6 protein-coding genes and 1 tRNA gene are annotated in these 14,248 nt (G+C 44.3%); 5 read left to right on the top strand and 2 right to left on the bottom strand.

Annotated elements, in window-relative coordinates:
* Positions 1-8 precede the first annotated feature (8 nt).
* The 4 genes from IRJ18_RS09395 (at position 9) to IRJ18_RS09380 (ending at position 5,595) form a co-directional block, all read left to right on the top strand.
* The gene (locus IRJ18_RS09395) at positions 9-2,084 is read left to right on the top strand and encodes an HD family phosphohydrolase (protein ID WP_228072668.1); all 2,076 of its coding nucleotides are present in this window, start codon (positions 9-11) and stop codon (positions 2,082-2,084) included.
* Positions 2,085-2,251: 167 nt separating this feature from the next.
* Positions 2,252-2,338, top strand: a tRNA-Ser gene (locus IRJ18_RS09390).
* A 248-nt stretch (positions 2,339-2,586) separates the two neighbouring features.
* Complete coding sequence (locus IRJ18_RS09385) at positions 2,587-3,549, top strand: glycoside hydrolase family protein (RefSeq protein WP_194105922.1); 963 nt, start codon at positions 2,587-2,589, stop codon at positions 3,547-3,549.
* A 12-nt stretch (positions 3,550-3,561) separates the two neighbouring features.
* On the top strand, positions 3,562-5,595 hold the full coding sequence (locus IRJ18_RS09380) for a discoidin domain-containing protein (RefSeq protein WP_194105921.1): 2,034 nt from the start codon (positions 3,562-3,564) through the stop codon (positions 5,593-5,595).
* Between the two features lie 382 nt (positions 5,596-5,977).
* On the opposite strand, the gene IRJ18_RS09375 is transcribed toward IRJ18_RS09380, so the two are convergent.
* Both IRJ18_RS09375 and IRJ18_RS09370 read right to left on the bottom strand, forming a co-directional pair.
* On the bottom strand, positions 5,978-7,177 hold the full coding sequence (locus IRJ18_RS09375) for a Gfo/Idh/MocA family protein (protein WP_194105920.1): 1,200 nt from the start codon (positions 7,175-7,177) through the stop codon (positions 5,978-5,980).
* A 3-nt stretch (positions 7,178-7,180) separates the two neighbouring features.
* On the bottom strand, positions 7,181-8,197 hold the full coding sequence (locus tag IRJ18_RS09370; protein ID WP_194105919.1) for an FAD:protein FMN transferase: 1,017 nt from the start codon (positions 8,195-8,197) through the stop codon (positions 7,181-7,183).
* A 363-nt stretch (positions 8,198-8,560) separates the two neighbouring features.
* Between IRJ18_RS09370 and IRJ18_RS09365 the strand changes: the two genes are divergently transcribed.
* Positions 8,561-14,209 (top strand): HAMP domain-containing protein, encoded by a 5,649-nt coding sequence (locus IRJ18_RS09365; RefSeq protein ID WP_194105918.1) that lies wholly within the window; start codon positions 8,561-8,563, stop codon positions 14,207-14,209.
* The last annotated feature ends 39 nt before the right edge of the window (positions 14,210-14,248 follow it).

Here is a 14,248-nt window from a genome sequence, read left to right as displayed (position 1 = left end):
AAAACTAAATGGCAACACTATCAGCATCGCGCCAAAGGGCATTATTCCGTAAATACGCCCGAAATATTAAGTATTTCATGATGTTGCTGAGCATCTGTTTAATTGTATATACCTTACCTAAACAAGCCAAATTCCGTTACGAGTATGAAAAAGGCCGTATCTGGAACCAAAAAGACCTGATTTCCCCTTATAACTTCGCCATATTAAAAACCGGGCAGGAACTGGCAGCAGACCAGGAAGCAGCCCTGCGCAGCATTACGCCGATTTACCAGTTGCAACCCGATGTTGCCGACCAGCAATTAAATGGCTTTAAAAACGATTTTGAAATAAAATGGCATAATGCCGGCATCAGCGAAAAGCAAAAAGAAAAATACTTGCAGGAAGGTTACCGACTTTTAAAAGAGGTATATGACCGGGGTATATTAACACTGGTTTCAAAATACCAGCGTGGGAATGAAAACTATACCATTAGTATATTATATAAAAACACGGCTACTGACAAAAATACGATAGAACTTTTTACCCGCGAACGTGCTATAGCTTATTGCGCAGAGCAGTTGGATAAGCGAAAGGATATTGATAAGGCATTCCTTATAAATATCATTCAAAACCGTTTGCAAAATAATTTGAACTATGATGATAAGCTAACCGCAAGACTGGAAAAAGAAGTGCTGGAAGGTTTATCACTTACGCGTGGTATGGTGCAAAAGGGCGAGGTAATTGTAGCTAAAGGCTCGGTTATTAACGATGAGATCTACCAAAAACTACAATCGTACAAAAAAGCTTTTGAGGATAATGCGCGGGTAAATGGCAACCCAAATTTGGTTCTATTAGGGCAATTTTTACTGGTATCTATAGCAGTAGGTTTATTAATGATATTCCTTTACCTGTTTAGAAAGGATATTTACCGGGATAACCGCCTGGTTAGCTTGATTTTGCTGGTAGTTACCGGTATGCTGGCTACGCTAAGCTGGGCAATAAGGATACAGGAATTTAATGTGTATTATATTCCATATTGTATAGTACCCATAATTATCCGCATACTGTTTGATACCCGTTTGGCTTTAAACATACATTTGCTTGTAGTACTGATTGCAGGATTTTTTGTACCTAACAGCTTTGAGTTTGCCTACTTTGAAATTACCGCCGGGATGGTATCTATTTATAGTATCAAAAACCTGGTGAGGCGCGATCAATTTCTTGTTTCAGCCCTTATTATTACATTCACTTATTTTATTTCGTTCCTGGGTATCTCCTTTATTCGCGAAGGGACCTTTTTGAATATAGATTGGATGGACTTTCTGCCGTTTGTAGTGAGTGTAATGCTTACCCTGCTGGCTTATCCATTGATCTATGCATTTGAGCAAGTATTCCAGATCACATCGGATATTACGTTAATAGAATTGACCAACACTAATGCGCCGCTGTTACGCGAACTGGCTTTTAATGCTCCCGGCACATTCCAGCACTCGTTACAGGTAGCAAATTTGGCCGAAAGCGCTATTTATAATATAGGTGGTAATTCGTTGCTGGTTAGGGCAGGGGCTTTATACCATGATATTGGTAAAGTTGAAAATCCACTATATTTTATAGAAAATCAAAGCTCGGGTTTTAACCCGCATGATAAATTACCCTATGAGGAAAGCGCACAGATCATCATCCGGCATGTAAGTAATGGCGTTGAAATGGCGCGTAAAGAACGTTTGCCCGAGATTGTGATAGACTTTATCCGTACGCATCATGGCAATACAAGGGTGGATTATTTTTACCAATCGTTTTTGAAAAACTTCCCCGAAAAGCTTATAGACGAAAATATTTTCCGTTACCCGGGACCAATACCGTTCTCAAAAGAAACGGGAGTATTAATGCTGGCCGATTCGGTGGAGGCGGCATCCCGGTCGTTACGCGAACCCGATGCGCAATCTATTAATGATTTGGTTGACCGGATTGTAAGCTATAAACTAAACCAGGGACAATTGAATGATAGCGATATTACGCTAAAAGATCTGGAGACCATTAAGGCCATTTTCAAGAAAATGCTAATGAGTATTTACCACGTTCGAATTGATATTGATATTAAATAGCACAGGTAAATAAACATTATCCAAACGTAATCAACCACTTAACAAAAGCGGCTATTTTTAAACCCTCCTAATTCTAAATTTTTTTTTGACGGGTAAGTTGAATTGCTATATTTGCAGTCCCGAAAAAAGGGGAGTATTTATTTAACGGCTTGCAAAGGCCACGAAATGGTGAGGTGCCTGAGAGGCCGAAAGGATCAGTTTGCTAAACTGACGTACGGGAAACTGTACCGAGGGTTCGAATCCCTCCCTCACCGCTGAGAGATTCTTCAAAACACATTAAAAGCCTATAATCATATGATTACAGGCTTTTTTAATTTACAGAAATCATCAAAACATGTCCCGATACGCAAAGTTTTAGTGCGACATTCCGTGCGTCTTTTTTGCGAGAGAAAAGACGCACTACCTTCCTTTTAACGTTAATTTAACTGATGATTTAGCTTTTATCAGCCACAAAACTTATCGCAATTAAACCGATGTTAGGATCTGTAATCAAATTATAAAAATGAAGATCTGCCGTATTTTACTGTTGCCGGTATTATTTACATTGATGCTGATCAATACCCGTGCGCAAAGCCTGAAAGACGCCATGCAGCCTGCTATTAAAAATGCCGGCTTTAAAATGGATGGCTATATCCTGTGGTGTTCAACCATTATTAAGGTGGGCAATACTTACCATATGTTTGCCTCGCGCTGGCCAGAGCAGTATGGTTTGGGCGGCTGGACTACCTATTCGGAAATTGTAAGGGCTACGTCTGATAATATCTACGGCCCCTACAAGTTTCAGGAAGTGGTGATAGAAAAACGCCCTGGCGCCTGGGATAAGGAGCGTGCACATAACCCCAAAATTGTAAAAGCTGGCGATATTTATGTACTGTATTATATTTCCACAGCAAATAAAACGGGTTATGCCTGGTCTAAATCCATCACCGGGCCGTGGACACGCAGCGACGCGGAAGTTATGCCGTTCTCAAACCCGGCCCCGCTGGTACGCAGCGATGGCAGCATTTATGTGTTCGGGCGGAAGGCTGTTAACAATACCCGCATGGCGCAGGCCTATACCGCTCCAGCCTGGAACGGAAAGTACACGATGGTTCGAGGTAATGAGAACCTGCTGCCTGATAATAATCAACTGGAAGACCCTACCATCTGGTGGGCGCAAAACCAGTATAATGTAATTCTGACTGATTTTGCAGGAACCCTGACCGGCACAACCAAAGCCGGCGCGCAATACGCTTCGGTTGATGGGATCAATTATAAAGCGGTATCAAAAGAGCCCGTATTCACTAAAACTGTAACTTACGATGATGGCAGTACCCAAACATTTAAAAGGCGTGAGCGCCCCTTTGTTTATACCAACGATAAAGGTGAGGTGATCGCTTTCTTTACCGCCTGCCTGACGGAGGACGGCAAATCGTGGGTGGTGGTAAACCCGGTAAAAAATTATGTACCGCCAAAAATTAAATGATCATACATCCTGATGAAGAAACGAAATATATTATCGGTTATTTGTGGTTTAATAGCCTGCAGTTCCCTGGCGCAAAATGCTAAAAGCCAATGGGTTTATAAAGATAAGACCGGTAAGTTGACCTATAAAACTACCGCGACAGGCGACAGGATAATGGATTTTTCGCATGCGGGTTATATGGGTGGTGGTGTTGCCCTGCCAGTTGTGCAGGTAAGGCGTACGGTAAAATCATCAGGTGGGGCCGATGATACAAAGCAGATTCAAAACGCTGTAAACGAGGTTGCGGCAATGCCATTGGTAAACGGATTCCGCGGTACTGTATTGTTAGGGCCGGGTGTGTTTACCTGTTCGGCATCCATAACATTATCGGCCAGTGGCGTTGTTTTGCGGGGAAGTGGCACCGGGCCTAATGGTACGATCATTAAAATGACTGGTTCCCGCCATACCGCAATCGTAATAGGCGTTGATAACACTAATATTGCTCTTGGCCGTACTGAACGCGCTGACGATAACGAAGAAGGCAAGCCAACCACTATTACCGACGCTTATGTGCCTGCTGGTACAAATTCATTTACCGTGGTCGATGCATCGGGCTTTGCGGTGGGCGATACATTAGTTATCCGCCGCCCGGTTACCGAAGCCTGGATACATTTAATGGGAATGGACGATATGAAGCGTGATGGCAAACCGCAAACTTGGATCAATAAATCGGCTAAAGAGATCATCAAACGGAAGATCATCGCAATAAACGGGAATAAGGTAACGGTGAATATCTCGCTGCCCGATTCGTACAACGCGCAATATGTACCGGGGACTACTGTGGCTAAATCCGCCGCTTCCCGCCGCGTAACACAGATTGGGGTAGAGGATCTGCATATCCAATGCCCGCCTTTAGAGACAGATTATGGACATGCCCCATATGCAGGCATAAGGGTAGGCGGCGACGATTGCTGGGTGAAGAATGTTTATTGCCAGGAAACCATGAACACTACCGTATTGGCCGGAAACCGCATTACCATGGAACGGGTAATGATCAGGCATACATTCACCAATTTGGGCGCATCTAAACCTGCCGATTTTAGCCTGGAGGGCAGCCAGAATTTAATTGACCGTTGCGATGTTACCGGTGGTAATACCTATACGGTATGGACATCATCGCTGATAGCCGGGCCTAATGTGGTATTAAATTGCACCTTTAGGGGGATAGGCAGCCGCATACAGCCGCATCAGCGTTGGGCCACAGGCTTGCTGATAGACAACTGTACAGTAGCCGATGGCGGTATAGATTTTATGAACCGGGGCGTAGCAGGCTCGGGCCATGGCTGGACGATGGGCTGGGCCGTAGCCTGGAATTGTATAGCCAAAACCTATATCATCCAAAACCCGCCTGGGGCTGCTAACTGGGCCATTGGCTGTATCGGCCAGCGCCAGCAAACCGCCCGCCTGTTCGATTCGACCCCGGTTTTGGGCGAAGGCTATTTTGATTCGCATGGCAAGCCGGTGGCTATTCAAAGCCTTTACCTGGCGCAATTGGAAGAACGAGCAGGGATAAAAGCGTTGCGAAACATTGGTTATTCAGGAAATACGCTGGCGCAATTTCCTAACAAAAAGCCGCGGTTAACTCCGGTTAAAACCGATGTAGATAAAACATTAGGCTTAAATCTGGCCTTTGAACGGCCGGTTAATACAAGCGAAGTGCGCGGTACTACCCGCGAGTTTGGAGGTGAAAAAGCCCTTGACGGGAATAGTAAAACTTATTGGGCTACTAACGACGGGCAAACCACCGCTACTTTAGAGGTGGATATGGAAGGCCCGGTAGATATAAACGCTTTAAAGATCAGCGAAGCCCCTGGCAGCCGGATAGAAGGTTACAAGATAGAAGCCCAAGTACAAAGCGACTGGACATTGTTATCGGAAGGCGGATCGATAGGGGACAACAGGGTGGTTAAATTCCCTAAAGTGACGGCATGGAAGGTTAAGCTTACCATTACAAAATCCAAAGATCATCCGGCAATCAGTGATTTTGGTCTTTATTTAATCAAATAGCAGGGAATTAAAATCTTTGTGAGCATTGTGGTTAAATTTTATAGATGGATTCCCGAATTCAAATCTTTGTGTTCTCTGTGTCATTGTTAGTACAATTATCTCACCATTTTGCGGAACAATTTAATAGTCAGATAAAACATATCAGTAAGTGTGTAATTGAAAGAATACCAATAAGCTATAGATGTAGGTTCAAATCCCTCCCCCTTGCCGCTGAAGTATTCTTCAAAACACATTAAAAGCCTGTAATCTATGAATTACAGGCTTTTTAATTCATAGACATCTATTTGCGGGTAACCCGAATGGAACCGTGCCGCTGATACACAAGACGATGCCAAATAATAAGCTGCAATCGCTTAGCGGAAGTACACTTTCATCATAAAATTCAAATAACAGAATATTCCTTTTTCCAGTAAACGATTTCCCGCGAATACAAAGCCTGATTTGCCGAGTGCACGCTCAAAGCAGTTTTAGCCCCTGTAAATACATTTGAATCGGGGAGGGTTTGCGAGGCTATTTTTTCGTAAAAACTTTTTAGCGCATACCAGGTACCATCTTTGGTGGGTTCAGCCAGGATGGGCGTCCCGCCTTCTTTATTCCAGGTTATGCGGGTGGCGCCGGTTACGCCATCCACCAATCCTTTTTCTTTTAACAATTCTTTTTCCGGATAAAACACGCCCCGGTCGGTTAGGAGGGACACTGTGCCTTTTGTTCCTTTTATTTTAAACAGGTAGCCATCGTGCGCATTTCCGCAGGTAGCGCCAAAATTACCTATCATTCCCTGTTCAGGATAACGCAGCATCAACTGCACATTATCATACGTTTCGCGGCCATCTTTAAAAATATCTATGCCGCCCATCGCTTGAAATTCGGTGGGGTGGGTATCAAATGCCCAATTGATAAAATCAATTTGGTGGGATAATAATTCGGCCACAAGGCCGCCCGAATATTCTTTGTACATGCGCCAGTTAATTGCACGCTCCAGGGATGGGTCAGGAACGGGCCTGCGCCAGTTGCCATTGCGGTCCCACCGGCAGTCAATCTGACTTATTTTTCCAAGATAACCCTTGCTGATCATTTCCTTTACGCGATAATAAAGGGGCGAGTAACGATATTGGTGCCCAACCTGTATAATTTGTTTTGGCCGGCTTTTAGCCAGCTTTACAAGGTCAAGCGCCTGTGATATAGTGAAGGTCATTGTTTTTTCCAGGTACAGGTGTTTATCTGCTTTAAGTGCATCCACTGCAATTGGATAATGCATATTCAAGGGGACAGCAATCAACACAATGTCGATAGATTTATCATCCAGCAACTGCCTGTAGTCGGTATAAGATTTATACGGCGCACCGGTACTTACCTTCTGCGCTTCCTTTAACCTAAAATCAAGCACATCGCAAATGGCTGTAATTTGAAATTTATCAGGAAACTGGTTGATGACGTGCATTACCCCCTTGCCACGGTCGCCGCAACCAATAACACCTATTTTGAATATTCCAGCGCTATCTGCAGCCAAAGTTTTGAATTGGTTCAATACCAAGCCGCCCGTCAGTATGCCCGCACTTTTCACAAATGTTCTTCTTTCCATTTACTATTGCTTTATAAAAGATTTAAATCCGGTCGTCACCGTGTCCGCCACTGCGCCATTCGGTTTTTTGTAGATAATATAAGCGCCAAGTTCGTGCCTTTCCGACAAAAACTCAAGTGTTTTTTTCAGCCCCATAGCAATAAAACCATTATCATAACCATCAGCAGTAATACCGTCTTTGGCATACACGGTGACGCTGATCATTTCATTTTGTGTTGGATACCCGGTTTTAGGATCAATAATATGAGATATTTCCTTGTTACCTGCTTTTAAATGTTTACGGTAATTCCCCGATGTTGTCACGGCCCCATCGCCCGGTTCTATGATCTTGCGCAGGGGCGCCGGATCAATGTCGTTATCATCTATAGCCTCAATACCAATCCGGAAAGGTTCGCCATCGGGTTTCTTTCCTTTCACGCGCAATTCGCCACCTATTTCAGCTATGTAGTTATAAACCTTATGTTTTTCACACAATTCGGCAAGCAGGTCTGCGGCGTATCCCTGTGCAATACCATTCAAATCGATTTGCACCCCGGGCGCTTTTTTATGCAGAAAACTACCTGTAAGCCAAATTTTGTCGGATCCTACAATCTTTAGCAAACGGTTCACTGTATTGGCATTGGGAAAAGCCTTTGGCTTTTTCACGCCGAATCCCCAGGCATCTACCAGTGGCTTTACGGTAATGTCAACCAAGCCCATGGTATTCCGGTTAATTTCCATCGCTTTTTTTACCAGTATCTTAAAATGTTTATCAATGGTGATCCCCTTAGCCGACCGGTTAAATTTACAGATGAGCGATGATGGTAAATAAAGCGACACAGACCTGTCCAGGCTTGCCAGCAGGCTGTCTGTTTGCTTTTGGGTTATCAAACTATCCGCGGCATAATAAGTAAGCTGATAGGTAGTCCCTTGTGAAAAACCTTCGATATGGAACTTACTTAAATTAACCTGTGCCAACGCAGCCTGACACCAAAAAACGCCCAGGGCCAGTAGTAAAAAGTAAACACCATTCAAACGCATTTTTATTTAGTAGGTTAGTCTGTTAACATTCAATCACAGTTGTCTAAGTAAAATTATACAAGCAATAATTGTATGGGATTAATGCGTTGTTAGTTGATTGTTAAAGATGATAATATAATAATGTTAAAAAAAAATATTAGCGCAAAAACAAGTTAACAGTAAAATTGTTCAACATCACATACATGCTGATGCCACCTTTAAGATTGGACAAATTTCCCGGATTTAATTCATTGCCAATAGTAATATTTTGTTATTTGAATACTTTTTTTAGTTTTGATTAACCGAAATTAATTAATAATTACCTACGGATTATTAATAACTACCTTATAGAAAAAATTTTACATCAACATAAAACCTATCCGCATGAAAGATGATATTTTGAAAGAAGTATTGGCTGGAACAGATGTTACTGAAGAGTACCCAACTGACTCTTTAGACCTGAAGGAATTGCTAAAAGTACTGTCAATGGTAAAAAACGGCAAGTTAGATGTTCGTATGCCTGTTACCCAGGCGGGGATCAACGGCCGTATATGCGAAGTACTGAACGATATTATTGACATGAACGAACGTTTTGTGGCAGAGATATCATCTGCTGAAAAAACGATAGGCAAACGTGGTAACCTTTCTAAACGTATTGAACTTTCAGATGCCAAAGGGGAATGGGCCAGTGGTGTAAGTTCACTTAATAATCTTATTGAAGACCTGACATCACCAACCCTGGAGATTGCGGGAATGATCAACTCTGTTGCCAATGGTGACCTTTCCAAGCACATTCCGTTGGAAATTAAGGGGCACCCGCTAAAAGGGGAGTTCCTCCGTATTGCCAAGGAATCTAACCAGATGCTCTCCAAACTTCGTTTATTCTCTATGGAAGTAACACGGGTAGCCCGGCAGGTAGGCTCGGAAGGCAAGCTGGGTGAGCAGGCAAAAATTAAGGGCGTTGCCGGTGTATGGGCCGAGTTAACCGATTCGGTAAACCAGATGGCGGGTAACTTAACCGCCCAGGTACGTAACGTAGCGGCGGTAACCACAGCGGTAGCGAAAGGTGACCTTTCCCGTAAGATCACGGTGGAGGCCAAGGGTGAGATATTAGAGCTCAAAAACACCATCAATACCATGGTGGATCAGTTGAACTCGTTTTCATCAGAAGTAACGCGTGTGGCATTGGAAGTAGGTACCGAGGGTAAACTGGGTGGCCAGGCCAAAGTGCCGGGCGTAGCGGGTACCTGGAAGGACTTAACTGACTCGGTAAACCGTATGGCGGGTAACTTAACATCGCAGGTGCGGAACATTGCGGGTGTAACTACCGCGGTGGCCAATGGTGACTTGTCTAAGAAGATTACGGTGGACGTGAAAGGGGAAATGCTGGAATTGAAGAAAACCATTAATACGATGGTGGATCAGCTTAACTCGTTCGCATCTGAAGTAACGCGTGTGGCGTTGGAAGTAGGTACCGAAGGTAAGCTGGGCGGCCAGGCACGTGTAAAAGGGGTTGGCGGTGTTTGGAAAGATTTGACAGATTCGGTGAACCAAATGGGTAGTAACCTTACCGACCAGGTACGTAATATTGCTTGGGTAACCACAGCGGTAGCAAAGGGTGACCTTTCCCGTAAGATTACGGTAGACGCCAAAGGTGAGCTTTTGGAATTAAAGAACACTATTAATACGATGGTGGATCAGCTAAACTCTTTCTCATTCGAAGTAACCCGTGTGGCACGTGAGGTGGGTTCGGAAGGGCAGTTAGGTGGTCAGGCTAACGTACCAGGTGTAGGCGGTACGTGGAAGGACTTAACTGACTCGGTAAACCAGATGGCGGGTAACTTAACCGGTCAGGTGCGTAACATAGCCGAAGTAACCACTGCGGTGGCCAAAGGCGACTTATCTAAAAAGATCACGGTAGACGTACAGGGCGAGATGCTGGAGCTTAAGATCACGATCAATACGATGGTGGATCAGCTTAACTCGTTCGGTTCGGAAGTAACACGTGTGGCGCGTGAGGTAGGTTCCGAAGGGCAGCTGGGTGGCCAGGCGAATGTGCCGGGTGTAGGTGGTACCTGGAAGGATTTAACCGACTCGGTAAATAAAATGGCCGATAACTTAACATCGCAGGTACGTAATATAGCCGAAGTAACCACAGCGGTAGCGAAGGGTGACCTTTCCCGTAAAATTACTGTAAATGCCAAAGGCGAGTTATTGGAGCTGAAAGATACCATTAACACTATGGTGGATCAGCTACGCGGTTTCGCATCCGAAGTAACCCGTGTGGCGCGTGAGGTGGGTTCGGAAGGGCAATTGGGCGGTCAGGCGAATGTGCCGGGTGTAGATGGTACCTGGAAAGACTTAACCGACTCGGTAAACAAAATGGCGGGTAACCTTACCGCGCAATTAAGAAATATAGCGGATGTATCCATTGCGATTGCAAATGGTGACTTATCCAAAAAAATTACGGTTGACGTACGTGGAGAGATCCTTCAGCTTAAGGAAACCATTAATACCATGGTTGACCAGCTGCGTGGTTTCGCATCAGAAGTAACGCGTGTGGCGCGAGAAGTAGGTACTGATGGTAACCTGGGGGGCCAGGCCTTTGTGCCGGGCGTTGCGGGTACCTGGAAGGACTTAACCGACTCGGTAAACCAGATGTCGAGTAACTTAACATCGCAGGTGCGTAACATTGCCGAGGTGACCAAAGCGGTGGCCAGCGGTGACTTATCTAAAACGGTAATCATCGACGTGAAAGGCGAGATCATGGACCTGAAAAACACCATTAACACGATGGTGGATCAGTTGAACTCGTTCGCATCGGAAGTAACGCGTGTGGCACGTGAGGTAGGTACGGAAGGCAAGCTGGGTGGCCAGGCACACGTAAAAGGAGTAGGCGGTACCTGGAAGGATTTGACCGACTCGGTAAATCAAATGGCATCCAACCTAACCGGGCAAATACGTGGTATTGCTAAGGTGGCAACGGGTATTGCAAAGGGTAACCTTAAACAGCGCCTATCTATTAACGCTTTGGGTGAGGTGGCCCAGTTAACGGATACTATTAACGAAATGATTGACACTCTTGCGGTGTTTGCGGATGAGGTAACCACTGTGGCGCGTGAGGTGGGTGTGCAGGGCCGGTTAGGTGGCCAGGCGAGTGTACCGGGCGCATCGGGTACGTGGAAGGACTTAACAGAGAACGTGAACCAGCTGGCGCAAAACTTAACCGTGCAGGTGCGTTCCATATCCGAAGTAGCATCGGCGGTAACCAAGGGTGACTTAACCCGTACCATTCGTGTAGATGCGAAGGGTGAGTTGGAAGCTTTGAAGGATACGATTAACCAGATGATCGCCAATCTGAAAGGTACAACCTTACGTAACCATGAACAGGATTGGCTAAAATCCAACCTGGCCAAGTTTGCGCAGATGCTACAGGGTCAGCGTGATAGGAATGCTGTGGCGAATAAAGTGTTATCTGAATTGGCTGAACTGGTAAATGCCCGTTACGGTGCCTTCTATATATTAGAACAGCCCGAGCTGTCGGATGAACCTAAATTAAAACTATTTGCAGGTTACGCACAAAAAAGCCGGAAACTGATAGACCAGGAATTTTCACTTAATGAAGGCTTGGTAGGCCAGTGCGCCATTGATAAAGAACGGATCAGGCTTTCTAACGTGCCGGGCGAATATTTGCAGATCAGTTCGGGTATTGGCAGTGCTGCACCTATCGATCTGGTGATATTGCCCGTATTATTTGAAAACAACATTAAAGCTGTTATTGAGCTGGCTTCATTCGAAAACTTCAGCGATACACACATCGACTTTTTGGATCAGTTAACAGAAAGTATTGGTATCGTATTGAATAACATTGAAACGAATACCCGTACCGAAGAGTTGTTAGCCCAATCGCAATCACTGGCCAGCGAGCTTTCCGCCCAGCAGGAAGAGTTAAGGCGTGCCAATGATGAGTTGCACGATAAAGGCCGTTCGCTGGAAGAAAAGGCAGAACAGTTAACCCTGACCTCGAAATACAAGTCGGAGTTCTTAGCTAACATGTCGCACGAATTGCGCACACCGCTAAATAGTTTACTGATACTTGCCCAGCAATTATTTGAGAATCCGGAAGGAAACCTTACTGAAAAGCAAAGGATGTTCGCTAAAACTATCCATTCCTGCGGAGATGACCTGATACAATTGATAAATGATATCCTCGATCTTTCTAAAATTGAATCGGGTGTAATTGCGGCCGATGTAATGCCGGTGAGCTTTAAGGAGATAGCAGCATTTGCTGAATCGACCTTTAAACCAATATCTGAAGCGAAAAACCTGAAATTCGAGATCGAAATGCAGGACGGCTTGCCCGAATTAATGGAAACCGATATGCAGCGCCTGAATCAGATATTAAAGAATTTACTTTCTAATGCCTTTAAATTTACCGAGAAAGGCCGTGTTAAATTGAGTGTATTCAGGCCTGCAGCAGGACAGGAAAATCCGCTTAGTGATAATGATTCGGTTATTGCGTTCTCTATAGAAGATTCGGGTATTGGTATATCCAAAAACACACAAGGTATCATATTCGAAGCCTTCCAGCAAGCCGAAGGTTCTACAAGTCGCAAATATGGTGGTACAGGTTTGGGCCTTTCTATTAGTAAAGGCTTTGCCGAGCTGTTGGGCGGTACTATTACCGTTGGCAGCGAGTTAGGCAAGGGCAGTACATTTACACTATACCTGCCGCTGAAATATAAGGAAGAGAAAGCGACCCCTGTTAAAGTGAAGGAAGCGTATCCTGCTTCGCATGCCCGCAACCTTATTGATACAGCTGAGTTAGCTATTGATGACGACCGCCATAACATAGTGGCTGAAGATAAGGTGCTGCTGGTAATTGAAGACGACCTGCGCTTTACCAAGATATTAATTGATAAAGCCCATGACCATAATCTGAAGGTGCTTGTGGCCATCAGTTACCTGGAAATATTCGACAGCATTATCAAATATAATCCTATCGCGATCACGCTGGATGTTAATATGCCCGAATCAAACGGTTGGAAAATACTGAAGCTGCTGAAAACGGACATTAATTTAAGGCATATCCCTGTCCATATTATATCTGGTGAGGATAATAAATTCATGGCCTTAAAATTAGGCGCAAAGTCGTTCAGCCTCAAGCCTCTATCTAACAACTCGTTAGATGAACTTATTTCAGGTATTGTCAACTTTCATCAGCATACCAGGAAAAAGGTATTGGTGATTGAAGATAATGAGGGTGAATTACAGCGCGTAACCGAACTATTGGCGAATGATCAGATAGAAGTATTTAGTGCGACCACTGCTAAGAAAGCGTTGTCCATCTTGAAAAAGGAATTGTTCGATTGTATTGTTTTGGATTATATGTTGCCGGACGCCAACGGTATGGAATTATTGAATAAGATCAACCTGCTGAAACAGTCGCAAACAATGATGTTACTACACTCGGCGCGCGATTTTACTCAGGATGAACTGATCCAATTAAAGCGTCTGAATCATAAAATTATTACTAAAACACCTAACTCACACGTCCACCTGTTAGAAGAGATATTGATACTGCTGCATATTGATAAAAAATATATCAGCGAGAGCAAGCTGAAAATGATCAATAGCGTGCGGGATACCAAAGATATACTTGATAATAAGAAAGTACTGGTGGTTGATGATGACGTACGGAACCTATTTGCGTTGACTGCGGTTTTTGAACGCTCAAAAATAGAGGTTATTACTGCGGAAAGCGGACGTGAGGCACTGGAGATCCTAAATAAGGATAAGAGCATAGATATTGTGCTGATGGATATCATGATGCCCGAGATGGACGGCTATGAAACCATTCAAATGATCCGGAAAGAGCAGCGCCATAAAAACTTGCCAATTATTGCTGTAACTGCTAAGGCGATGATTGGCGACCGGCAAAAGTGTATTTCTTCCGGCGCTTCCGATTATATTACCAAGCCAGTAAAAACAGACCAGTTGTTATCCCTAATGCGCGTATGGCTGATCAAATAGCACATAGCGCATTATACAAGCCGAAACTTATAACTTATC

It is taken from the genome of Mucilaginibacter boryungensis, assembly GCF_015221995.1.
Lineage (GTDB): Bacteria > Bacteroidota > Bacteroidia > Sphingobacteriales > Sphingobacteriaceae > Mucilaginibacter > Mucilaginibacter boryungensis.
Note: the sequence above shows the minus strand (reverse complement) of the source record. Positions and strands in the feature narration are given on the sequence as shown.